The following is a 22,430-nucleotide window of genomic DNA, read 5'->3' on the forward strand; positions in this document are numbered from 1 at the left end:
TAGCAGCAATGCTGGCGTCGGCGCATCACTGCACCGACTTGCTGCTCTCTTCGTCCTTGACCCCGGCGAAGTCCTCTTCCCGCAGAACAGGAAGATCTTTCGCACAGTAATCACTGCCCAGAGCTGTCAGCGCCTTGCACATGCCCTCCAGCCGACCATCGACCGCCTGCAGGTGGTCGAGCAGTTGGCCGATGGCGCGAGCCACCGGGTCGGGCATGTCCTGGCTGACGCCATAGGCATCGAACCCGAGCTTTTCTGCCATGGCCTGGCGCTTGGCGGCCTGATCCGCGTCATCCTTGACGATGATGCGACCGGGGATACCCACAACGGTGGCACCGGGCGGTACCTCCTTGGTCACCACCGCGTTGGAGCCGACCTTGGCGCCGGCACCCACGGTGAACGGGCCGAGCACCTTGGCACCCGCCCCCACCACCACACCATCAGCGAGGGTCGGGTGGCGCTTGCCCTTGTTCCAGCTGGTGCCACCCAGGGTCACGCCCTGGTAGATGGTCACGTCATCGCCGATCTCGGCGGTCTCGCCGATGACGATACCCAGGCCGTGATCGATGAAGAAACGCCGGCCAATCTTCGCGCCCGGATGGATCTCGATACCGGTCATCCAGCGACCGAAGTTCGACACCATGCGCGCCAACCACTTCCAGCCGGACGTCCACAGGGCATGCCCCAGGCGATGCAGCCAGACGGCATGCAGGCCCGGATAGCAGGTGAGCACCTCGAAGGCGTTGCGCGCCGCAGGATCTCGATGGAATACGCTTTGAATGTCTTCGCGTACACGCTCAAACATCTTCATCACTCCGCTTGGAAAGCTCCCCGCGGGCAGCTTTCTGTGTCTCGGTGAGAATACCCCGCAGGATATTCATCTCCAGCTTGCTGATACCGCTGCGGCCATACAGGCGGCGCAGGCGCGACATCAGGTGGCGCGGTTTCTGCGGGTCGAGGAAGTCGATATCGACGAGGGTCGCCTCCAGGTGCGCATAGAAGCGCTCCAGCTCATCGGAGGTCACCGGAACGCTGTTGAGCATCGCGGTCGACTCGACCTTCTCCTGCTTGGTCGGCTGCCCCTGAACGGCCAGCCAGGCCATGCGTACCTCGTAGACCAGCACCTGCACTGCCGTCGCCAGGTTCAGCGAGCTGAACTCGGGATTGGCCGGGATGTGCACGTGGAATTGACATCGCTGCAGCTCTTCATTGGTCAGGCCGGCGTATTCACGACCGAACACCAGCGCGACCTCACCACCCTGCTGGACATGCTCCAGACTGGTGGTGGCGCACTCGCGGGGATCGAGCAGCGGCCAGGGGATGCGGCGGTCGCGCGCGCTGGTGCCGAGCACCAGGCTGCAGCCGGCCAGGGCATCTTCCAGGGTCGGCACGACCACGGCGGCATCGAGGATGTCATCGGCGCCGGAGGCGCGGGCGCGGGCCTCGCTGCTGGGGAAATCCATCGGATCGACCAGCACCAGGCGCGACAGACCCATGTTCTTCATCGCACGGGCGGTACCGCCGATATTGCCGGGATGGCTGGTGTTGACCAGCACCACGCGAATTTTGTCGAGCAACGCGCGACTCCACACAAAAGCGAAAAAGGGAGGGAATCCTACCGCAGCAGTGGGGCTTGCGCCACGCAGGCGACAAGGCGCTCTATGAACGCCGTGGCTTTCTGCTAGAATGTTCGGCTTTCTTTAACGACCCAGGTGACCTCTCCATGCAGCCTATGCTGAATATCGCCCTGCGCGCCGCTCGCAGCGCCGGTGAACTGATCTTCCGCTCCATCGAACGCCTGGATACCCTGTCGGTCAACGAGAAAGAAGCCAACGACTACGTCACCGAAGTCGATCGCGCCGCTGAACTCTCCATCGTCACCGCCCTGCGCAAGGCCTACCCGAACCACGGGATCATGGGCGAAGAAGGCGGCATGCTCGAAGGCAGCGGCGAAGGCGCCGATTACCTGTGGATCATCGATCCGCTGGACGGCACCACCAACTTCATCCACGGCGTTCCGCACTACGCCGTCAGCATCGCCTGCAAATACCGCGGCCGCCTCGAGCATGCCGTGGTCCTCGACCCGATCCGCCAGGAAGAATTCACCGCCAGCCGTGGCCGTGGCGCCGCCCTGAACGGCCGCCGCCTGCGCGTCAGCAACCGCAAGAGCCTGGAAGGCGCCCTGCTCGGCACCGGCTTCCCGTTCCGCGACAGCCAGATGGACAACCTGGACGCTTACCTGGGCATGTTCCGCAGCCTGGTCGGCCAGACCGCCGGCATCCGCCGCGCCGGTGCCGCCAGCCTGGACCTGGCCTACGTCGCCGCCGGTCGCTACGACGCCTTCTGGGAGTTCGGCCTGTCCGAGTGGGACATGGCAGCGGGCGCCCTGCTGATCCAGGAAGCGGGCGGCCTGGTGAGCGATTTCACCGGCAGCCACGAATTCCTCGAGAAGGGCCAGATCGTCGCCGGCAACACCAAGTGCTTCAAGGCCCTGCTGACCAGCATCCAGCCGCACCTGCCGACCTCGCTCAAGCGCTGAGCCTGAGCCTGTGAAAAAGCCCGGCGATGCCGGGCTTTTTTGTGCTTGCCAGAAAGCCCCCTGCCCCGCCCTTTGTAGGAGCGAGCTTGCTCGCGAACCGCCCGAGCGGGGGACTCCAGGATGAAGAGCTTCGCGAGCAAGCTCGCTCCTACGAAAAGCTTCAGAGCAAAAGAAAAAGGCGCCCACTGGGCGCCTTTTCCATTCACTCCTGGCGACTGCTTAGTTCTGACCCAGGATCAGGCGGCCGCTCTTGTCGACCGGAATCTGCGAGCCCGGATCGCGATCCATGCGGACCTGCCCGGCCTTGCCGTCAAGCATGTATTTCACGTCATAGCCGACCACCTTCTCGCTGGTGTCGTTGACGGTGCTGCAGCGCGTTTCGTTGGTGGTGTAGGTGTCACGCTCCTGCATGCCTTCCTGCACCTTGTTGCCGGCGTAGCCACCGCCGATGGCGCCGGCCACGGTGGCGATCTTCTTGCCGTTGCCGCCGCCGATCTGGTTGCCCAGCAGGCCGCCAGCGATAGCGCCAATGGCGGTACCGGCGATCTGGTGGGTGTCCTTGACCGGACGCTGGTGGGTCACTGCCACGTCCTTGCAGACCTGACGCGGATTCTTGATGGTTTCCTTGACCGGCTGAACAGCGAGCACCTCGGCGTATTCGGGCCCGCGATCCACCAGACTGTAGGTAGCCACGGCGCCACCGGCAGTCACGCCCACAGCGCCCAGCACGGTACCGATTAGCAACGATTTGTTCATACGACTCTCCTGGACTTTCTTCTCATTCGGGCTTTGCCCTTTACCCTGCCTTGGAAGGGGAATTTCTCCAGAAAGTTCCCACAACTTCGCGCTACAGATCACACAAACGAAAACTCCCGCCGAAGCGGGAGTTTTCTCTGGACGCTGCGAACGCTCTATTACGGGCGCTCGTCGGCTTCCTTGCTCGGCGGAGGAATCAGGTCCTCGCTGGACAGGTTCAGCCAGATCAGCACCACGTTGGCGATGTAGATCGACGAGTAGGTACCCGCCATCACGCCGACGAACAGGGCGATGGAGAAGCCGAACAGGTTGTCGCCGCCGAAGAACAGCAGCGCAGCGATCGCCAGCAGGGTCGACACCGAGGTGGCGATGGTCCGCAGCAGGGTCTGGCTGGTCGAGATGTTGATGTTGTCGATCAGGCTGGCCTTGCGCAGCACGCGGAAGTTCTCGCGCACCCGGTCGAAGATCACGATGGTGTCGTTCAGCGAGTAGCCCACCACCGCCAGCACCGCAGCAAGCACGGTCAGGTCGAAGGTGATCTGGAAGAACGACAGCACGCCCATCACGATGATGGCATCGTGGATCAGCGAGAGGATCGCCCCCAGGGCGAACTTCCACTGGAAGCGGAAGCCGACGTACAGGAGGATGCCGCCCAGCGCCAGGAGCATGCCGAGGCCGCCCTGGTCGCGCAGCTCTTCACCCACCTGCGGGCCGACGTACTCGACGCCATTGACCTTGGCCGGGTTGGAAGTGTCGGCCTTCTGCAGCGCAGCAGCGACCTTCTTGCCCAGCTCCGGGTCTTCGCTGGGCATACGCACCAGCACATCCTTCGTATCACCGAAGCTCTGCACCACGGCTTCGTGGTAGCCGGCAGCGACCAGTTGCTCGCGTACCTTGGCCAGGTCCGCAGGCTGCTCGTAGCTCAGCTTGATCGACGTACCGCCGGTGAAGTCGAGGCCGAAGTTGATGCCCTTGACGAACCAGCTGCCGAGGGCGATCAGGGTCAGGATCAGGGTGGCGGCGAACGCAATATTGCGAACGCCCATGAAGTTGATAGTACCGATCTTGATATTCATCTCTGGCCCCTTAGATCCACAGCTTCTTCACGTCGCGACCGCCGTAGATCAGGTTCACCATTGCGCGGGTGACCATGATGGCGGTGAACATCGAGGTGAGAATACCCAGGGACATGGTCACGGCGAAGCCCTTCACCGGGCCGGTGCCCATGGCGTAAAGGATGCCGCCGACCAGCAGCGAGGTCAGGTTGGCGTCAATGATCGCGGTGAAGGCGCGGTTGAAGCCTTCGTGGATCGCGCGCTGGGTCGACATGCCTGATGCCAGCTCTTCCCTTATTCGGGAGAAGATCAGCACGTTGGCGTCCACCGCCATACCCATGGTCAGTACGATACCCGCGATACCCGGCAGGGTCAGGGTCGCACCGAGGATCGACATCAGCGCCACCAGCATGACCATGTTGAAGGCCAGGGCGACGGTGGCGATCACGCCGAAGAAGCGGTAGATGACGATGATGAACAGGGAAACGAAGACCATGCCCCACAGGGATGCATCGATACCCTTGGCGATGTTGTCCGCACCCAGGCTCGGGCCGATGGTGCGCTCTTCGGCGAAGTACATCGGCGCGGCCAGACCACCGGCGCGCAGCAGCAGGGCCAGTTCCGAGGACTCGCCCGGAGCATCCAGGCCGGTGATGCGGAACTGGTTGCCCAGCGGCGACTGGATGGTCGCCAGGCTGATGATCTGCTTCTCTTCCTTGAACGCCGGAACCGCGACTTCCTGCTCGACGCCATCGACTACCTGCTTGGCGTAGCGGGTGATCGGCTTCTGCTCGATGAACACCACGGCCATGCTGCGGCCGACGTTGTTGCGGGTCGCACGGTTCATCAGCTCGCCGCCGTGGCCATCCAGACGGATGTTCACCTGCGGGCGGCCGTTCTCGTCGAAGCTGGCGCTGGCGTCGGTGACCTGGTCACCGGTGATGATCACGCCACGCTCCAGCATCGCCGGCGGACGGCGCGGCTCACGGAACTCGAGGGTTTCGGTGGTGGACTTGAGTGCGTCCGGCTCGGCGGCCAGGCGGAACTCCAGGTTGGCGGTCTTGCCGAGGATACGCTTGGCTTCGGCGGTGTCCTGCACGCCCGGCAGCTCGACGACGATGCGGTTGGCGCCCTGGCGCTGCACCAGCGGCTCGGAAACGCCCAGCTCGTTCACGCGGTTGCGGACGGTGGTGAGGTTCTGCTTGATCGAGTATTCGCGGATTTCCGCCAGCTTGGTCGCGGTCATGGTCAGGCGCAGGACCTGCATGCCGTTGCGCTCGCTCTGGTTGACCTCGAAATCGCGGTAGTCCTTGGCGATGATCGCCTTGGACTTGTCCAGGTCGGCCTCTTCAGTGAAGCCCAACTGGATGCCGCCRTCCTGCACCGGCAGGCTGCGGTAGCGCACGCGCTCTTTACGCAGCGCGCTCTTGATCTCGCTTTCGTAGACCTTCATGCGGGCGTCGACGGCCTTGTCCATGTCCACTTCCAACAGGAAGTGCACACCACCGGACAGGTCGAGACCCAGCTTCATCGGGTGGGCAGCGATATTGCGCAGCCAGTTCGGGGTGGTCTGGGCCAGGTTCAGGGCGACTACGTAGTCGTCACCCAGCGCGCGGCGGACGATGTCCTTGGCCGGCAGCTGGTCTTCCTGCTTCACCAGGCGGATCAGGCCGCTGTTCTTGCCCAGCGAGCCGGCCTTCACGGCGATGCCCGCGTCGGCCAGCGCCTTGCTGGCCTTGTCGACGTCGGCCTGGGAAATCTGCAGCGCGGTGCTCGCGCCGCTGATCTGGACGGCCGGATCGTCCGGATAGAGGTTGGGTGCGGAATAGATGAAACCGACGGCCAGGACCGCCAGGATCAGCAGATACTTCCACAGGGGATACTTGTTGAGCATGACACCGCCCGTTATGACGCGGGGCGCATCTTGCGCCCCGTCGGTTGGGTTTCTAGGTGGAGGATCAGATCGCCTTCAGGGTGCCTTTCGGCAGGGTGGCGGCGATCGCGGCCTTCTGGAACTTCAGCTCGACGTTGTCGGAAACCTCGACGACGACGAAGTCCTCGGCGACCTTGGTCACCTTGCCGGCGATACCGGCGGAAGTGACGACTTCATCGCCCTTCTGCAGGCCGGACAGCAGGTTCTTGTGCTCTTTCGAGCGCTTGGCCTGGGGACGCCAGATCATCAGGTAGAAGATGACCAGGAAACCGACCAGGAAAATCCACTCGAAACCGGTGCCGGCGGGGCCTGCAGCAGCGGCGGGGGCTGCGGCGTCAGCGTAGGCAGCGGGGATCAGAAAACTCATTGGAAACTCCTGTCACAAAGCTTTTTCGATAGGAAAGGTCAGTCCGCCAGCGGCGGCACGGGAAGGCCGCGCTTGGCGTAGAAGGCGTCGACAAAGTTCGCCAATGTACCCTGTTGGATTGCCTCGCGCAAACCAGCCATAAGCCGCTGATAATGCCGCAAGTTGTGGATGGTATTGAGCATGCTGCCGAGCATTTCGCCGCACTTGTCCAGGTGGTAGAGGTAGGCGCGGGAGAAGTGCTTGCAGGTGTAGCAATCGCAGCTCGGGTCCAGCGGAGACTCGTCGTGCTTGTGCACCGCGTTGCGAATCTTGATCACCCCGGTGTCAACGAAAAGGTGGCCATTGCGCGCGTTTCGGGTGGGCATGACGCAGTCGAACATGTCGACGCCGCGGCGCACACCTTCCACGAGGTCTTCGGGTTTGCCCACACCCATCAGGTAACGAGGTTTGTCAGCCGGCATGTGCTGCGGCAGGAAGTCCAGCACGCGGATCATCTCTTCCTTGGGCTCGCCCACCGACAGGCCGCCAATGGCCAGGCCGTCGAAGCCGATTTCCTGCAGGCCTTCGAGGGAGCGCATGCGCAGCTCTTCGTGCATGCCGCCTTGGACGATGCCAAACAGCGCCGACGGGCTGTCGCCGTGGGCGGTCTTCGAGCGCTTGGCCCAGCGCAGCGACAGTTCCATGGAACGCTTGGCCACGTCGAATTCCGCCGGGTACGGGGTGCACTCGTCGAAGATCATCACGATGTCGGAGCCCAGCGCACGCTGCACGGCCATGGACTCTTCCGGGCCCATGAAGACCTTGGCGCCGTCCACCGGCGAGGCGAAGTACACGCCCTCCTCCTTGATCTTGCGCAGCGCGCCCAGGCTGAACACCTGGAAGCCGCCCGAGTCGGTGAGGATCGGTCCTTTCCACTGCATGAAGTCATGCAGGTCGCCGTGCTTCTGGATCACTTCGGTGCCCGGACGCAGCCACAGGTGGAAGGTGTTGCCGAGGATGATCTGCGCGCCGATGCCCTCGATGTCGTGCGGGAGCATGCCCTTCACCGTGCCGTAGGTGCCCACCGGCATGAAAGCCGGCGTTTCCACCACGCCGCGGGGGAAGGTCAGGCGGCCGCGACGGGCCTTGCCTTCGGTGGCCAGCAGTTCGAATTTCATGAAGCTCATGGATCAGTCCTCGGGGCCGCGCGGTGCCGGATTGCGGGTGATGAACATGGCGTCGCCGTAACTGAAGAAGCGATAGCCCTGCTCCACCGCGGCCGCGTAGGCAGCCATGGTCTCCGGGTAGCCGGCGAAGGCCGAAACCAGCATCAGCAGCGTGGATTCGGGCAGGTGGAAGTTGGTGACCAGGGCGTCGACCACGTGGAACGGCCGCCCGGGGAAGATGAAGATGTCGGTGTCGCCACTGAACGGCTTGAGCACGCCATCGCGGGCGGCGCTTTCCAGCGAACGCACGCTGGTGGTGCCGACGGCGACCACCCGGCCACCGCGCGCCTTGCAGGCGGCCACGGCGTCGACCACGTCCTGGCTGACTTCCAGCCATTCGTTGTGCATGTGGTGGTCTTCGATGCGCTCCACGCGCACCGGCTGGAAGGTGCCGGCGCCGACGTGCAGGGTGACGAAGGCGGTGTCCACGCCCTTGGCGCGGATCGACTCCAGCAGCGCTTCGTCGAAGTGCAGCCCGGCGGTCGGTGCCGCCACGGCGCCGGCACGCTCGGCGTAAACGGTCTGGTAGCGCTCGCGGTCGGCGTCTTCATCCGGACGATCTATATAGGGCGGCAGCGGCATGTGGCCGACGCGCTCCAGCAGCGGCAGCACGTCTTCGCTGAAGCCCAGCTCGAACAGCGCATCGTGGCGCTGCAGCATCTCGGCCTCGCCGCCACCGTCGATGAGGATCTTCGATCCCGGCTTGGGCGACTTGCTGGAACGCACATGGGCCAGCACGCGATGGCTGTCCAGCACACGCTCCACAAGGATTTCCAGCTTGCCGCCAGAAGCTTTCTGGCCGAACAGGCGGGCAGGAATCACCCGGGTGTTGTTGAACACCATCAGGTCACCCGGCTTGAGGAAGCCGAGGATGTCAGCGAATTGCCGATGGCTGAGCTCGCCGCTCGGACCGTCCAGCACCAGCAGACGGCTGGAGCTGCGTTCAGGTAGCGGATGGCGGGCGATCAGCGCCTCGGGCAGGTCGAAATGAAAGTCAGCGACGCGCATGGGGGAGCTTTCTCGAAGGGGCGCACATCTTACTGGATATGCCGATTTCTGACCATGCAAGCCGATTGACCGGCGCAGAGCGCCTCCCTATACTGCCGCGCCATTGCCTCGGTGGCGGAATGGTAGACGCGGCGGATTCAAAATCCGTTTCTGGCGACAGAGTGAGAGTTCGAGTCTCTCCCGGGGCACCATCCTTCCTCTTCTATGCGGAAGGACCACCTTGAAAGCCCGCTGCTCAGCGGGCTTTTTCGTTTCTGGCGGCCAGGGCCTCGATGAAGGCCGGCAACGCCATCGGCCTGCCGAACAGGTAGCCCTGCAGCACGTCCACCCCGCGCTGCGCCAGGTAATCCCACTGCTCCTGCGTCTCCACCCCCTCAGCAACGATGCGCAGCTCCAGCTTTCCGCACAGCTCGACGATGCTGTCGAGGATGTGCAGGGACAGGGCATCCACGCCGATCATCGCGACAAAGCTCTTGTCGATCTTCAGCGCATCCACCTGGAAGCGGTGCAGGTAGGCGAGGCTGGAATTGCCGGTGCCGAAATCGTCGATGGCCAGGTAGACGCCCAGCGAGTGCAGCTTGTCGAACAGTTCGTCGGTCACGGTGCTGGAGTCGATCAGCTCGCGTTCGGTCAGCTCCAGGGTCAGCTCCGGGCGATGCGGCAGGAAACGCGCCTGGAATTCCCGGCAATCGTCGAACAGGCCCGGCTCGGCGCAATGCCGCGCGCTGATGTTGAAGCCCAGGTGGAAGCCCTCGCCGAGCAATTGACCGTGAGGGGCCAGCGCATCGGCGACCTGGTGCATCAGGTCGCGGGTCATCGGCACGATCAGCCCGGAGCGCTCCGCCAGAGGGATGAACAGGTCCGGACCGACCATGCCTTCGCGCGGATGTATCCAGCGCATCAGCACTTCCGCGCCGATCCAGTGGCCATCGAGCGCATCCACCAGCGGTTGCAGGTAGGGCACGAATTCGCCAGCGAGCAGCGCGCGCTCCAGCTCCAGGCTCGGCGTGGCGGAACGCCCCCAGAGCCAGAAGCAGGCGTAGCCGGAGACGCCGCCGAGCATCAGCATCAGCGCCACCAGCGGCAAGGCGTCCTCGCGGATGTGCTGCCACTGCGCGCCGGCCGGGAAGCCGCCTATCACCGAATAGGGGTACTTCTGCGAATGGGCCTCGACATGCCCCAGCGGCAGTGCCGCCGGCTTGCCGTCGAAGACCCTGCCCTCCTCGTCCATCCACTGTCGCCCTACCTGCAACTGCAGGTCGCTGCGCTGGTCGACCAGTTGCAGGGTATTGCTCAGGTAACGGCCATCCACCGTCGCCAGCGCCGCATGGTTGCCCAGCACACGACGCAGCACCAGTAGCGCGGAATCCGGGGTCACGCTGTTGCCGGCCATCAGCCGCAACCGCCCCTCGGCGTAAAGCGACGGGTCCAGCCGCTCCTCGAACTCGCCGAACAGGGAAGTGCAATAGATGTCGTCGTCACGGGTCAGGTTGACCGAGCGGACGAACGGCACCACCGCCACCTGCTCGCGCAATACCTGGGTGGCCTGGTCGCAAGGCTCCTCGGCGTGCAGCAACGCCACCTGGGCGGCACCACGGGCGTTGTCGAGCATCACGTCGAACAGCCGCAAAGCCTCGTTGGACGCTGTCTGGGCTTCGGCAGTCAGCGCGCGCAGGGCCTGCCAGTAGATGATCAGGCTGCCCAGAACCAGCGGCAGTGCTGCCATGGAGAGCGCGAACACCAGGCGAGGCAACAGCCGGCGTCGGGTATAACTGCGTAACGGCATCCTTGATCCCTGCTCGACGGGCGCCGCGACCTGCGACGCATTGCCACTCCCCCGCGGGCAGCCGGCCCCTTCAGCTTAGAACAGCGTCCGCCGGGGCACGCCCGAAGTGCGGAATCCGTATAATCCCCGCCCCATCGCTCCGCCCATTACAGAAACCACCCGCCACAGAAACTGTCCGCCACAGAAGAAGCCCATGCCCAAGCCGCAGCAGCTCCAGCCCGCGGGAAACTTCCCGCCCGCCACGCTCATCCGCCGTTTCGCCGCGATGTTCTATGACTTCCTGCTCTGCGTGGCGTTGATGATGGTGGTGACCCTGGTCTACCAGCAGGGCCTGCTGCGCCTGATCTACGGTAGCGAGAAACTGCGCCTGCTCGCCGACCAGGGCGGGCTGATCGGCGACCCGCTGCTGTCGAGCCTGCTGTTCATCAGCGTGTTCGCCTTTTTCGGCAAGTTCTGGACCCACAACGGCCAGACCCTGGGCATGCAGGTCTGGGGCATCCGCGTGCAGAACGCCAATGGCTCGCACATCAGCCTGATGCAGGCACTGCTGCGCTTCGTCATCGCCATCGGCTCCTGGGCCTGCCTGGGACTGGGCTTCCTCTGGATGCTCTGGGACAAGGACAAGCGCACCTGGCAGGACCGCTACTCGGAGAGTGTGGTGGTGCAGATTCCCAAGGATGTGCGCAAGGCGACACAGGGCCGGAGCTGACTCCCGAGTTCCAGGCACAAAAAAGCCGGCGATTGCCGGCTTTTTTGTTTTTAGTAGGAGCGAGCTTGCTCGCGAACCCATCCGGATCAGGCCCTAGCCCGCCCGTCGCAACAGCCACATACCGAGCACCGCGCAGATCGCCGCCGGCACCACCACCGCCAGCAGCGGCGGGAAGTTGAACACCTGGCTGGACGGGCCGAGCAGGTCCTGGGCGATGCGGAAGGTGAAGCCGACCAGCACGCCGGTGAACACCCGCTGGCCGAGGGTCACGCTGCGCAGCGGGCCGAAGATGAAGGAGATCGCCATCAGCACCAGCGCGGCGGTCACCAGCGGCTGCAGGATCTTGGTCCAGAACGCCAGCCAGTAACGGTTGGAGCTCAGCCCCTGGTCCTGCAGGTAGTGGATGTAGCTCCACAGACCGGTGATCGACAGGGCGTCGGGCTCCATCACCACGGTATTGAGCAATTGCGGGGTGAGCTGGATATTCCATGCCTCACTGGCCTGAGTAACCACTTCGCTGCGCTTTTCCGCACTATGCAGCACGGTGGTCGTCACATCCTGAAGGACCCACTGACCTTCCTGGAACACGGCCTGGCGGGCGAAGCTGGCGGTCTGCAGGCGACGACTGTCGTCGAAGTCGTAGCGGGTCACGCCCAGCAGCACGCCGTCCGGGCGCACCACGTTGATATGGATGAACTCGCGACCCTGGCGATGCCAAAGGCCGGATTTGGAGCTCTGCGCGCCGTTGCCGCTCTGGGCCAGAGCGCGGCCACTCTGGGCCATGGTCTCGGTCACCGGCACCACGTACTCACCGACCAGGATGCCGGCAAACATCAGCACCAGCATCGGTTTCATCACCGCCCAGACAATGCGCTGCAGGGAAACACCCGCCGCGCGCATGATGGTCAGCTCGCTGTTGCTCGCCAGGGTGCCAAGGCCGACCAGGCAGCCGATCAGCGCGGCCATCGGCAGCATGTCGTAGCCGCGGCTCGGGGCGGTCAGCAGGACGAACTTGAGCGCCTCCATCAGGGTATAGCTGTCGTCGAGCTGCCCCAGCTGGTCGACGAAGGCGAACAGCTCGGCCAACCCGAGAATGACCCCGAGCACGGCAAGAATGGAGATGAAAACGGTAGTGCCGATGTAACGGTCCAGCTTACGCATGCTTCGGCACTCCGCCCGATTTAGCCCGTCGGGCGGCCAGCTTCAGCCGTAACGGCTCCCAGTACAGCAACAGCAGGCCGATGGCCAGGAAGATCCCGTGGATCCACCACAGGCCAAGGGCCATGGGCACCTTGCCCTTGTCGAGCATGCCGCGACCGGCGATCAGCAGGGCCAGGTAGGCCATGTACAGCAACACGGCCGGCAGCAGCTTGAGGAAGCGCCCCTGGCGCGGGTTGACCCGCGACAGCGGCACGGCGAGGAAGGTCACCACGAACACCAGCAGCGGAATGGAGATGCGCCACTGCAGCTCCGACTGCATGCGCGGGTCCTTGCTGCCGATCAGCTCAGAGGTGGGAATGGCGTCACGATCGTCGATCTCGCTGCTCACTTCCGGCTTGGGCAGCAGCACGCCATAGGTGTCGTACTTGATTTCGCGGTAGTCCGCCTGGCCCGGCGTACCGTCATAGCGGTAGCCGTCCTTGAGGATCAGGTAGCGGCTGCCATCCGGATGGATTTCCTGCACGCCGGTTTGTCCGACCAGCACCGAGGTGCCGCCGTCCTTGCCGTTGCGCGGGCGGTTCTTGTCGGAGATGAACACCCCGCCCAGCTCGGTCCGCTCGTTGGCCAACGTCTCGGTGTAGGTCACCCGCGTGCCGTCGCGCATCGACTGGAAGCGCCCCGGCGCCAGGGTGTCGAATTCGGTCATGGCGTCCTGCTTGTTCAGCAGCAGCTGCATCTGGGTGATGCCCTGGGGCGCCAGCCAGAAGCTCAGCCAGGCCACCAGCAGGGCGATGAACAGCGCCGGCGCCAGGGTGATGGCCAGCAGGCGCTGCTGGCTCATGCCGGTGGCGGTGAGCACGGTCATCTCGCTGTCCAGGTACAGGCGGCCATAGGCCAGCAGGATGCCGAGGAACAGGCCCAGCGGCAGGATCAGCTGCAGGAAGCCCGGCAGGCGCACGCCCATGATCATGAACAGCGAACCCGGATCGAGCAGCCCTTGGGCCGCCTGCGCCAGGTACTTGATGAAACGGCCGCTCATGATGATGACCAGCAGCACGGCGCTTACCGCACTCATGGTGATCAGCACTTCACGGGACAGGTAACGGAAGACAATCAAACCGGACACTCCAGGGTTGTCACGCTCAGGCGGCTACGCTCAAACTAGCCGCCGTGAAGCATTGCCGGGTGCGCGCGGACGCGACCCAGCGCAAATAGCCGGCATTATCCTGCGATTCGCCAGGCCTGTCACTGCGCAGTCCACCTTCATTCGCAGACCATTCTGCTCTTTGTCCCGGGGACACTCAGTCATGGAATTCCTTGTAAAAAGCGTAGGTCCGGAAACTCTCAAGACCGCCACCCTGGTCATCGCCGTAGGCGAAGGCCGCAAGCTCGGCGCTACTGCCAAGGCCGTCGACGATGCCACCGGCGGTGCCATCGCCAATCTGCTCAAGCGTGGCGACCTGGCGGGCAAGGTCGGCCAGACGCTACTCCTGCAAGATTTACCCAACCTTAAGGCCGAGCGCGTCCTGCTGGTCGGCGCCGGCAAGGAGCGCGAACTCTCCGACCGCGCCTACCGCAAACTGGTTTCCGCCGTCCTCAACAATCTGAAGAACCTGGGTGGCGCCGACGCCGTCCTGACCCTGGGCGACCTGGCCGTGAAAGGCCGCAATGCCCACGGCAAGGCCCGCCTGCAGGTGGAAACCCTGGCCGACGGCACCTACGTCTTCGACCGCTTCAAGAGCCAGAAGGCCGAAGCGCCGAAGCTGAAAAAGATCACCCTGCTCGCCGCCAAGGCCGACGCCGCAGCCGTCGAGCTGGGCGCCAAGGAAGCCCAGGCCATCGCCAACGGCATGGCCCTGACCCGCGACCTGGGCAACCTGCCGCCGAACCTCTGCCACCCGACCTTCCTCGGCGAACAGGCCAAGGCGCTGGGCAAGGAGTACAAGGGCCTGAAGGTCGAGGTCCTCGACGAGAAGAAACTGCGCGAACTGGGCATGGGCTCCTTCCTCGCCGTCGCCCAGGGCAGCGACCAGCCGCCGCGCCTGATCGTGCTGCAGTACAACGGCGCGAAGAAGAAGGACGAGGCCCCGCATGTGCTGGTCGGCAAGGGCATCACCTTCGACACCGGCGGCATCAGCCTCAAGCCCGGCCTGGGCATGGACGAGATGAAGTTCGACATGTGCGGCGCCGCCTCCGTGTTCGGCACCTTCCGCGCCGTGCTGGAGCTGCAGCTGCCGATCAACCTCGTGGGCGTCATGGCCTGCGCCGAGAACATGCCCAGCGGCGGCGCTACCCGTCCGGGCGACATCGTCACCACCATGAGCGGCCAGACCGTCGAAATCCTCAACACCGACGCCGAAGGCCGCCTGGTGCTGTGCGACGCGCTGACCTACGTCGAGCGCTTCAAGCCGCAGTCGGTGGTGGACATCGCCACCCTCACCGGCGCCTGCATCGTCGCCCTGGGCTCCAACACCACGGGCCTGATGGGCAACAACGACGCACTGGTCAAGCAACTGCTCAAGGCCGGTGAAGTCGCCGACGACCGCGCCTGGCAGCTGCCGCTGTTCGACGAGTACCAGGAGCAGCTCGACAGCCCCTTCGCCGACATCGCCAACATCGGTGGGCTGAAGGCCGGCACCATCACTGCCGGCTGCTTCCTGTCGCGCTTCGCCAAGAAGTTCCACTGGGCGCACCTGGACATCGCCGGCACCGCCTGGATCAGCGGTGGCAAGGACAAGGGCGCCACTGGCCGCCCGGTGCCGCTGCTGACCCAGTACCTGCTGGACCGCGCCAAGTAATGGCACAGTGCAACCTGCCGATGGGATCGAACGCATGACGCGTGTGGATTTCTACGTCATTCCCAGTGCCGATCCCGACGCACGCCTGACCATCGCCTGCCGCCTCGCCGAAAAGGCCTGGCGGCAAGGCATGCGCATCTTCGTGCTGTGCAGCGACGAGGCCCAGCGCGATGCGCTGGATGCCCGGCTGTGGAACTTCCGCGGCGAAACCTTCATCCCACACAATGCGGTGGAAGAAGACGCCGACTCGCCGATCGTGCTCGCCCTCGGCGAGCCGCCGGAGAGCCACCGGGACCTGCTGATCAACCTGACCCTGGCCATTCCCGCCTTCGTCGACCGCTTCAACCGGGTCGCCGAACTGGTGATCGAGGAACCGGCGATTCGTCAGGCCGCGCGGGAGAATTTCCGTCGCTACCGCGAGCAGGGCTATCCTTTGCAGGATCACCGTCTGCCGCGCCCTTGAGAGCGTCTCCGCCAAGACCATGGACAACCGCAAGCCCCCGCACGACCCCGACCATCTGCTGGAAGACCTGAAGAAGATCCAGGACCTGCTGGACGAGTCGGGCGCCGAGCCGCCACTGCTCACCGAATCCTTCGAGCCGGACAACATCCCGCTGCTCTCCGACATCGTCACGCCCGCCCCGCAGGCGCCTGAGCCCGCAGCCTCTCAGCCCGAGGCCCCGAAGGCCTCGCCGGCCGCCAGCGAACTGCACCGCCTCGACCTGGAATTGCGCGCCGCGGCCCAGCTGATCCTGCAGGACGTCCTCGACGACTTCGCCCCGCAGATCGAAGCCGAGCTGCAGCGCCGCCTGGAAGCGCGCATGCAGCGCCTGCTGGCTCAGCGCAAAAGCTGACGGCTCTATACGGTTCGCCCCAGCCTCCGCACGGCCTCGCACCCATCGCGGACAGAGTCCGCTCCTACGCACCCTTTGCCTGTAGGGGCGAGGGGGACGCCATCGTTATTGCTCGCGAACCGGGCTTCGCAGCGGGGGTTTGTTCGCGAGCAAGCTCGCTCCTACGAAAAGTTCATCCGCACAAGCTCTGGCTCTGGCTCTGGCTCTGGCTTTTAAAGGCTTCCAGAGAAACATCCGCACGCTCCGGAATGCCCCTTTCAGGAGGCCTCGTTGAAGTGGAGTTTCAGGGGTTGAGCGGCATGGATGCCGCGAGAGCCGCGATGGGCCAGGGATGGCCCTTCGCGGCGTGCCCCTGAAACTTCGCTTCAACGAGGGTATTTTTCGCCTAGGCGAAAAACCGGATGGAGGGGCAAGACCTTTTGGTTCCTTTTGGGGCGTTTGCCAAAAGGGACTCGCCCGAGGGGGCGAAACAAGATGCTCACGCGCACGCCGAAGCGACGCCGAAGCGACGCCGAACACCCAGAGCAAAAGCATCGCGGAGAAGCTCCGCTCCTACAAAAGCCCAAAAGCCCAAAAGCCCAAGCCAGCCTGCCGACGATCGCGGGCAGGGCAGGCCCGCCCCTTCCCACCCTACGAGCCGCCACGGGCCAATCGCGGACGGAATCCGCTCCTACGCCCATTAGAACGATGGTGCAGCGGGCACGCCTCCACCCACACCGGTGGCCTCATCTCCCCGCCTCCCGCTATACTCAGCGGTTTTCCGTCTAGCCTTATCAGGGTCCCGCCGCGCTCATGGACAAGACCTACCAGCCCCACGCCATCGAATCCCACTGGTACCCCCTCTGGGAAAAAGAGAACTACTTCGCCCCGCAAGGTTCCGGCGAGCCGTACACCATCATGATCCCGCCGCCGAACGTCACCGGCAGCCTGCACATGGGCCACGGCTTCAACAACGCCATCATGGACGCGCTGATCCGCTACCGCCGCATGCAGGGCCGCAACACCCTGTGGCAGCCGGGCACCGACCACGCCGGCATCGCCACCCAGATGGTGGTGGAGCGCCAGCTGGCTGCGCAGGGCATCGCCCGTCACGACCTGGGCCGCGAGAAGTTCCTGGAGAAGGTCTGGGAATGGAAGGACCAGTCCGGCGGCACTATCACCCGCCAGATTCGCCGCCTGGGTTCCTCCGTGGACTGGTCGCGCGAGCGCTTCACCATGGACGAAGGCCTGTCCAACGCCGTGAAGGAAGCCTTCGTGCGCCTGCACGAGGACGGCCTGATCTACCGTGGCAAGCGCCTGGTCAACTGGGACACCAAGTTCCACACCGCCATTTCCGACCTCGAAGTGGAGAACCACGACGAGAAGGGCCACCTCTGGCACCTGCGCTACCCGCTGGCCGACGGCAACAAGACCGCCGACGGCAAGGACCACCTGGTCGTCGCCACCACCCGTCCGGAAACCGTGCTGGGTGACAGCGCCGTCGCCGTTCACCCGGAAGACGAGCGCTACGCCGCCCTGATCGGCACCTTCATCGACCTGCCGCTGGTGGGCCGCCGCATCCCGATCATCGCCGACGACTACGTCGACCGCGAGTTCGGCACCGGCTGCGTGAAGATCACCCCAGCCCACGACTTCAACGACTATGAAGTCGGCAAGCGCCACGACCTGCCGCTGATCAACATCTTCGACAAGGACGCCGCCGTCCTCGCCGTCGCCCAGGTGTTCAAGCTCGACGGCAGCGTCAACCCCGACCTCGACGCCAGCCTGCCCGCCGCCTACGCCGGTCTCGACCGCTTCGTCGCGCGCAAGCAGATCGTTGCCGACTTCGAAGCCGCCGGCCTGCTCGAGAAGATCGACGACCACGCGCTGAAAGTGCCCAAGGGCGACCGCTCCGGCACCGTCATCGAGCCGTGGCTGACCGACCAGTGGTACGTCTCCACCAAGCCGCTGGCGGAACCTGCCATCGCCGCCGTGGAAGACGGCAGCATCCAGTTCGTGCCCAAGCAGTACGAGAACATGTACTTCAGCTGGATGCGCGACATCCAGGACTGGTGCATCAGCCGTCAGCTGTGGTGGGGCCACCGCATTCCGGCCTGGTACGACGACGCCGGCAACGTCTACGTCGGCCGCAACGAGGCCGAAGTGCGCGCCAAGCACAACCTGGGCGACGCCAACCTGCGCCAGGACGAAGACGTCCTCGACACCTGGTTCAGCTCGGGCCTGTGGACCTTCTCCACCCTCGGCTGGCCGGAACAGACCGAATACCTGAAGACCTTCCACCCCACCGACGTGCTGGTGACCGGCTTCGACATCATCTTCTTCTGGGTTGCGCGCATGATCATGCTGACCATGCACCTGATCAAGAATGGCGATGGCAGCGCGCAGATCCCGTTCAAGACCGTCTACGTCCACGGTCTGGTGCGCGACGGCCAGGGCCAGAAGATGTCCAAGTCCAAGGGCAACGTGCTCGACCCGCTGGACATCGTCGACGGCATCACCCTCGACGCGCTGCTGGAGAAACGCACCAGCGGCATGATGCAGCCCAAGCTCGCCGAGAAGATCGCCAAGCAGACCAAGGCCGAGTTCCCCGAAGGCATCGCCAGCTACGGCACCGACGCCCTGCGCTTCACCTTCTGCTCGCTGGCTTCCACCGGTCGTGACATCAAGTTCGACATGGGCCGCGTCGAGGGCTACCGCAACTTCTGCAACAAGCTGTGGAACGCCGCCAACTTCGTCATCGAGAACACCGATGGCAAGGACACCGGCGTCAATGGCGAGCCGGTCGAGCTGTCCTCGGTGGACCGCTGGATCATCTCCGCCCTGCAGCGCACCGAGATCGAAGTCGCCCGTCAGCTCGACGCCTTCCGCTTCGACCTGGCCACCCAGGCCCTCTACGAGTTCATCTGGGACGAGTACTGCGCCTGGTACCTCGAGCTGGTCAAGCCGGTGCTGTGGGACGAGAACGCGCCGATCGAACGCCAGCGCGGCACCCGTCGCACCCTGGCGCGCGTGCTGGAAACCGCACTGCGCCTGGCGCACCCGTTCATGCCGTTCATCACCGAGGAAATCTGGCAGCGCATCAAGACCGCCGCTGGCAAGAGCGGTGACACCCTGATGCTGCAACCCTGGCCGATCGCCGACGAAGCGAAGATCGACGCCGCCGCCGAAGGCGACATCGAGTGGGTCAAGGCCCTGATGCTGGGCATCCGCCAGATCCGTGGCGAGATGAACATCTCCATGGCCAAGCGCATCGACCTGGTGCTGAACAACGCATCGCCCGAGGACCACCGCCGCCTGGCCGACAACGAGCCGCTGCTGATGAAGCTGGCCAAGCTCGAGACCATCCGCGTGCTGGACGAAGGCAAAGAGCCACCGATGTCCGCCACTGCGCTGGTCGGCGACCTGCAGGTACTGGTACCGATGGCCGGGCTGATCGACAAGGCTGCCGAGATGGCGCGCCTGGACAAGGAAATCCAGCGCCTGGAAGGCGAAGTCAAACGCGTGGGCGGCAAGCTGTCCAACGAAGGCTTCGTCGCCAAGGCCCCGCCGGAAGTGATCGAGAAGGAACGCGCCAAGCTGGCCGAGGCCGAACAGGCCGTGACCAATCTGGTCCAGCAGCGCGAGAAGATCGCCAGTCTGTAAGCGTCAGCACAAGGCCCGCCAATGCGGGCCTTGTGCTTTTTGCTTGTGCTACCTTCAGGCGTATTCCCTGATCCGGTAACCAACATGGACCGCCACCACACTCTGACCCTGCTGGAAAGCTGCAAGCCAGAACTGGCCAACCGCTTCGGTGTGGTCAGGCTGGCTCTGTTCGGCTCGACCGCTCGCGACAACGCAGGACCGGACAGCGATGTGGATATTCTGGTCAGCTTCGACGGCCCTGCGACCTCGGAGCGCTACTTCGGCGTGCAGTTCTACCTGGAAGACTTGCTGGGCAACAGGGTCGACCTGGTAACCGAAAAGGCGCTGCGCCCGGAGCTACGCCCCTTCATCGAAGCGGAGGCGGTGAATGTCTGAACGTCCCGAGCGAGTCTGGTACTTCTATGTCGATGACATGATTACCTGTGCGGAGAAGGTCCTCACCTACTGCCAGGGTCTGGACAAGCCGGCCTTCGTCGATAACCCGCTGGTGTATGACGCAACCTTGCGCAACCTGGAGATCATCGGCGAAGCGGCGACGCGCATTCCCGATGATGTCCGCCAGGCATTTGCACAAGTGCCGTGGCGGATGTTGGTCGCGACCCGCAACCGGCTCATCCACGGCTACCTGGGCATCGACAACGACACCTTGTGGAGCATCGTCCGCGACGAGGTCCCGACGCTCCTCGCCCAGTTGCGAGAGCTACGCCAGCAACAGCCTGGGCATCGATAGCGGGCTGCCGCCGAAGCATTCCTCAGCGGAATGACCTTGCGAAGAATGCTCGCTTGGATCACCGCGCCGCTTCGCCGAAGATCGGGACACAGCTGCGCCCTGCTCTCCAGCCAAGGAACCCCGAGCCCATGTCCGATACTTCGGCCCGCAACGGCGGCCAGATCCTCGTCGATGCCCTGCTGCGCCACGCGGTGGATACCGTCTACTGCATCCCCGGCGAAAGCTACCTGCCGGTGCTCGATGCCCTGCACGACGCGTCCAGCATCCAGACCATCGTCACCCGCCACGAAGGCGCTGCCTCGAACATGGCCGACGCCTACGGCAAGCTCACCGGCCGCCCCGGCATCTGCTTCGTCACCCGTGGACCGGGCGCGACCCACGCCGCCAATGGCGTGCACACGGCGATGCAGGACTCGACGCCGATGATCCTCTTCATCGGTCAGGTGGAAAGCGCCTTCAAGGGCCGCGAAGCATTCCAGGAAGTGGACTACCGGCAGATGTTCGGCGGCCTGGCCAAGTGGGCCACCGAGATCGATGACATCCGCCGCCTCCCCGAGATCGTCGCCCGCGCCTTCCGCGAGGCGCAGTCCGGGCGGCCCGGCCCGGTGGTGATCGGCCTGCCGGAGGAAGTGCTGTTCGGCGCGGCGCAGGTGGCCGATGTGCAGCCGACACCCATCACCCGCCCGGCGCCCGACGTCGCAGCCATGGCCGAACTGCGCGAACGTCTGAGCAAGGCCCGGCGCCCGCTGCTGATCGTCGGCGGCACCGGCTGGACACCGGAGGCCTGCGAGCAGGTGCGTGCCTTTGCCCGCGCCAATCGCCTGCCGCTGGTGGCCTCGTTCCGCCGCCAGGACCTGATCGACAACCGCGACGAACAGTACGCCGGCCAACTCGGCTTCGGCGCCTCGCCCAAGCTCACTGCACGTGTGCAGGAGGCCGACCTGCTGCTGGTGCTGGGCTCGCGCCTGAGCGAAACGCCCAGCGCCGGCTACACCCTGATCCAGAGCCCGCGCCCGCAGCAGGAGATGATCCATGTCTACGCCGACGCCAGCGAACTGGGCCGCGTCTACCAGGCGGACCAGGGCATCCAGGCCGGCATGCCGGAGATCGCCGCCGCCCTCGCCGGCCTCGCGCCCATTGCCGACGCGCCCTGGGCCGAATGGACCGCCGCTGCCCGCGCCGACTACCTCAACTACATCACCCCGCCGCAGAACGCAGAACCGCCGCAGGGCGTGGACCTCACCCAGGTCGTCCAGTACCTGAACGAGACGCTGCCGGATGATGCCGTGATCAGCAACGGCGCCGGCAACTATGCCGTCTGGGTGTATCGCTTCTACCGCTATCGCTCGCCACGCAGCCAGCTCGCTCCCACCAATGGCGCCATGGGCTACGGCTTCCCCGCCGCCATCGCCGCCAAGCTGCGCGATCCGCAGCGCAGCGTGGTGTGCTTCGCCGGCGACGGCTGCTTCATGATGTACCCGCAGGAGCTGGCCACCGCCGCGCAGTATGGCGCGGCGCTGACCGTCATCGTGGTCAACAACGGCATGCTCGGCACCATCCGCATGCACCAGGAGCGCGAATACCCTGGCCGCATCAGCGCCACCGAGCTGCGCAACCCCGATTTCGTCGCCCTCGCCCAGGCCTTCGGTGCCCATGGCGAACGGGTCGAGCGCACTGAGGATTTCGCCGCCGCCTACGAGCGCGCCCAGGCCAGCGGCAAGCCCGCGCTGATCGAACTGCGCACCGATCCGCAGCAGATCACTCCAGTCGCTCGACTGCCATAAGGGCCTTTCGCTTCACCCGCAGCGCCGCAGGCTTCGCTAAGCTGCACCGGATCAAGGCATTGCGCCCGCGCCAGCGGGCACAATGGCGCCGGATATCCGCAAG

Annotated in this window: 20 protein-coding genes and 1 tRNA gene; 10 read left to right on the forward strand and 11 right to left on the reverse strand. The window is 64.8% G+C overall.

What is annotated here, in order from left to right:
* Window positions 1-25 precede the first annotated feature (25 nt).
* Together cysE and trmJ are read right to left on the reverse strand one after the other, a co-directional pair.
* Entirely contained in the window at window positions 26-805 is a 780-nt protein-coding gene (cysE, locus tag QO207_RS13450) for a serine O-acetyltransferase (protein WP_301532884.1), read from the reverse strand.
* Window positions 798-1,577 (reverse strand): tRNA (cytosine(32)/uridine(32)-2'-O)-methyltransferase TrmJ, encoded by a 780-nt coding sequence (gene trmJ, locus QO207_RS13455; protein WP_301532885.1) that lies wholly within the window; start codon window positions 1,575-1,577, stop codon window positions 798-800. Before trmJ ends, cysE begins: the two co-directional genes overlap by 8 nt.
* Window positions 1,578-1,723: 146 nt before the next feature.
* Here trmJ and suhB point away from each other — a divergent pair, with 146 nt between their 5' ends.
* A complete protein-coding gene (gene suhB / locus QO207_RS13460) occupies window positions 1,724-2,539 on the forward strand; it encodes an inositol-phosphate phosphatase (protein ID WP_301532886.1) in 816 nt (271 codons plus the stop codon).
* Window positions 2,540-2,758: 219 nt separating this feature from the next.
* On the opposite strand, the gene QO207_RS13465 is transcribed toward suhB, so the two are convergent.
* The 6 genes from QO207_RS13465 to queA form a co-directional block, all read right to left on the reverse strand.
* A complete protein-coding gene (locus QO207_RS13465) occupies window positions 2,759-3,295 on the reverse strand; it encodes a glycine zipper 2TM domain-containing protein (RefSeq protein WP_301532887.1) in 537 nt (178 codons plus the stop codon).
* Window positions 3,296-3,453: 158 nt separating this feature from the next.
* Window positions 3,454-4,371, reverse strand: a complete 918-nt coding sequence (gene secF / locus QO207_RS13470; protein ID WP_301532888.1) for a protein translocase subunit SecF — start codon at window positions 4,369-4,371, stop codon at window positions 3,454-3,456.
* Between the two features lie 10 nt (window positions 4,372-4,381).
* Window positions 4,382-6,244, reverse strand: coding sequence for a protein translocase subunit SecD (secD, locus tag QO207_RS13475; RefSeq protein ID WP_301532889.1), 1,863 nt, complete (start codon window positions 6,242-6,244; stop codon window positions 4,382-4,384).
* A 64-nt stretch (window positions 6,245-6,308) separates the two neighbouring features.
* Window positions 6,309-6,650, reverse strand: a complete 342-nt coding sequence (gene yajC, locus QO207_RS13480; protein WP_017522301.1) for a preprotein translocase subunit YajC — start codon at window positions 6,648-6,650, stop codon at window positions 6,309-6,311.
* Between the two features lie 38 nt (window positions 6,651-6,688).
* Window positions 6,689-7,807, reverse strand: a complete 1,119-nt coding sequence (tgt, locus tag QO207_RS13485) for a tRNA guanosine(34) transglycosylase Tgt (RefSeq protein ID WP_301533073.1) — start codon at window positions 7,805-7,807, stop codon at window positions 6,689-6,691.
* 12 nt (window positions 7,808-7,819) lie between these two features.
* The gene (gene queA, locus QO207_RS13490; protein WP_301532890.1) at window positions 7,820-8,863 is read right to left on the reverse strand and encodes a tRNA preQ1(34) S-adenosylmethionine ribosyltransferase-isomerase QueA; all 1,044 of its coding nucleotides are present in this window, start codon (window positions 8,861-8,863) and stop codon (window positions 7,820-7,822) included.
* 105 nt (window positions 8,864-8,968) lie between these two features.
* Here queA and QO207_RS13495 point away from each other — a divergent pair.
* Window positions 8,969-9,054, forward strand: a tRNA-Leu gene (locus QO207_RS13495).
* 44 nt (window positions 9,055-9,098) lie between these two features.
* Here QO207_RS13495 and QO207_RS13500 read toward each other — a convergent pair.
* Window positions 9,099-10,649, reverse strand: a complete 1,551-nt coding sequence (locus tag QO207_RS13500; protein WP_301532891.1) for an EAL domain-containing protein — start codon at window positions 10,647-10,649, stop codon at window positions 9,099-9,101.
* A gap of 193 nt (window positions 10,650-10,842) precedes the next feature.
* On the opposite strand from QO207_RS13500, the gene QO207_RS13505 reads away from it, so the two are divergent.
* Window positions 10,843-11,358: an RDD family protein gene (locus QO207_RS13505; protein WP_301532892.1), complete on the forward strand. Its 516-nt coding sequence runs from the start codon at window positions 10,843-10,845 to the stop codon at window positions 11,356-11,358.
* Between the two features lie 93 nt (window positions 11,359-11,451).
* On the opposite strand, the gene lptG is transcribed toward QO207_RS13505, so the two are convergent.
* Both lptG and lptF read right to left on the reverse strand, forming a co-directional pair.
* A complete protein-coding gene (gene lptG, locus QO207_RS13510) occupies window positions 11,452-12,519 on the reverse strand; it encodes an LPS export ABC transporter permease LptG (protein WP_301532893.1) in 1,068 nt (355 codons plus the stop codon).
* The gene (gene lptF / locus QO207_RS13515) at window positions 12,512-13,636 is read right to left on the reverse strand and encodes an LPS export ABC transporter permease LptF (RefSeq protein WP_301532894.1); all 1,125 of its coding nucleotides are present in this window, start codon (window positions 13,634-13,636) and stop codon (window positions 12,512-12,514) included. The genes lptG and lptF overlap by 8 nt, the downstream gene beginning before the upstream one ends.
* Window positions 13,637-13,826: 190 nt before the next feature.
* Here lptF and QO207_RS13520 point away from each other — a divergent pair, with 190 nt between their 5' ends.
* The 7 genes from QO207_RS13520 to QO207_RS13550 all read left to right on the forward strand — a co-directional run bounded on the left by QO207_RS13520 (window position 13,827) and on the right by QO207_RS13550 (window position 22,327).
* A complete protein-coding gene (locus QO207_RS13520; protein WP_301532895.1) occupies window positions 13,827-15,317 on the forward strand; it encodes a leucyl aminopeptidase in 1,491 nt (496 codons plus the stop codon).
* Window positions 15,318-15,351: 34 nt separating this feature from the next.
* Window positions 15,352-15,780, forward strand: a complete 429-nt coding sequence (locus QO207_RS13525) for a DNA polymerase III subunit chi (RefSeq protein WP_024762886.1) — start codon at window positions 15,352-15,354, stop codon at window positions 15,778-15,780.
* Between the two features lie 19 nt (window positions 15,781-15,799).
* Window positions 15,800-16,171, forward strand: coding sequence for a DNA polymerase III subunit chi (locus tag QO207_RS13530; RefSeq protein ID WP_301532896.1), 372 nt, complete (start codon window positions 15,800-15,802; stop codon window positions 16,169-16,171).
* A 792-nt stretch (window positions 16,172-16,963) separates the two neighbouring features.
* Window positions 16,964-19,813: a valine--tRNA ligase gene (locus tag QO207_RS13535; protein WP_301532897.1), complete on the forward strand. Its 2,850-nt coding sequence runs from the start codon at window positions 16,964-16,966 to the stop codon at window positions 19,811-19,813.
* An 84-nt stretch (window positions 19,814-19,897) separates the two neighbouring features.
* A complete protein-coding gene (locus tag QO207_RS13540; protein ID WP_253444882.1) occupies window positions 19,898-20,188 on the forward strand; it encodes a nucleotidyltransferase family protein in 291 nt (96 codons plus the stop codon).
* The gene (locus QO207_RS13545; protein ID WP_301532898.1) at window positions 20,181-20,543 is read left to right on the forward strand and encodes a DUF86 domain-containing protein; all 363 of its coding nucleotides are present in this window, start codon (window positions 20,181-20,183) and stop codon (window positions 20,541-20,543) included. The genes QO207_RS13540 and QO207_RS13545 overlap by 8 nt, the downstream gene beginning before the upstream one ends.
* A gap of 128 nt (window positions 20,544-20,671) precedes the next feature.
* Window positions 20,672-22,327, forward strand: a complete 1,656-nt coding sequence (locus QO207_RS13550) for a thiamine pyrophosphate-binding protein (RefSeq protein WP_301532899.1) — start codon at window positions 20,672-20,674, stop codon at window positions 22,325-22,327.
* Window positions 22,328-22,430 lie beyond the last annotated feature (103 nt).

The sequence above is a fragment of the Pseudomonas sp. CAN1 genome, from assembly GCF_030462585.1.
Classification (GTDB): domain Bacteria; phylum Pseudomonadota; class Gammaproteobacteria; order Pseudomonadales; family Pseudomonadaceae; genus Pseudomonas.

Bases quoted from the DNA above. Each gene is read 5' to 3' on its own strand.
- cysE (WP_301532884.1), bottom strand. From the start codon at position 805: ATGTTTGAGCGTGTACGCGAAGACATTCAAAGCGTATTCCATCGAGAT.
- QO207_RS13525 (WP_024762886.1), top strand. From the start codon at position 15,352: ATGACGCGTGTGGATTTCTACGTCATTCCCAGTGCCGATCCCGACGCA.
- QO207_RS13545 (WP_301532898.1), top strand. From the start codon at position 20,181: ATGTCTGAACGTCCCGAGCGAGTCTGGTACTTCTATGTCGATGACATG.
- QO207_RS13550 (WP_301532899.1), top strand. From the start codon at position 20,672: ATGTCCGATACTTCGGCCCGCAACGGCGGCCAGATCCTCGTCGATGCC.
- suhB (WP_301532886.1), top strand. From the start codon at position 1,724: ATGCAGCCTATGCTGAATATCGCCCTGCGCGCCGCTCGCAGCGCCGGT.
- QO207_RS13500 (WP_301532891.1), bottom strand. From the start codon at position 10,649: ATGCCGTTACGCAGTTATACCCGACGCCGGCTGTTGCCTCGCCTGGTG.
- lptG (WP_301532893.1), bottom strand. From the start codon at position 12,519: ATGCGTAAGCTGGACCGTTACATCGGCACTACCGTTTTCATCTCCATT.
- QO207_RS13535 (WP_301532897.1), top strand. From the start codon at position 16,964: ATGGACAAGACCTACCAGCCCCACGCCATCGAATCCCACTGGTACCCC.
- QO207_RS13505 (WP_301532892.1), top strand. From the start codon at position 10,843: ATGCCCAAGCCGCAGCAGCTCCAGCCCGCGGGAAACTTCCCGCCCGCC.
- QO207_RS13520 (WP_301532895.1), top strand. From the start codon at position 13,827: ATGGAATTCCTTGTAAAAAGCGTAGGTCCGGAAACTCTCAAGACCGCC.
- queA (WP_301532890.1), bottom strand. From the start codon at position 8,863: ATGCGCGTCGCTGACTTTCATTTCGACCTGCCCGAGGCGCTGATCGCC.
- secF (WP_301532888.1), bottom strand. From the start codon at position 4,371: ATGAATATCAAGATCGGTACTATCAACTTCATGGGCGTTCGCAATATT.
- QO207_RS13530 (WP_301532896.1), top strand. From the start codon at position 15,800: ATGGACAACCGCAAGCCCCCGCACGACCCCGACCATCTGCTGGAAGAC.
- QO207_RS13540 (WP_253444882.1), top strand. From the start codon at position 19,898: ATGGACCGCCACCACACTCTGACCCTGCTGGAAAGCTGCAAGCCAGAA.
- QO207_RS13465 (WP_301532887.1), bottom strand. From the start codon at position 3,295: ATGAACAAATCGTTGCTAATCGGTACCGTGCTGGGCGCTGTGGGCGTG.
- tgt (WP_301533073.1), bottom strand. From the start codon at position 7,807: ATGAAATTCGAACTGCTGGCCACCGAAGGCAAGGCCCGTCGCGGCCGC.
- yajC (WP_017522301.1), bottom strand. From the start codon at position 6,650: ATGAGTTTTCTGATCCCCGCTGCCTACGCTGACGCCGCAGCCCCCGCC.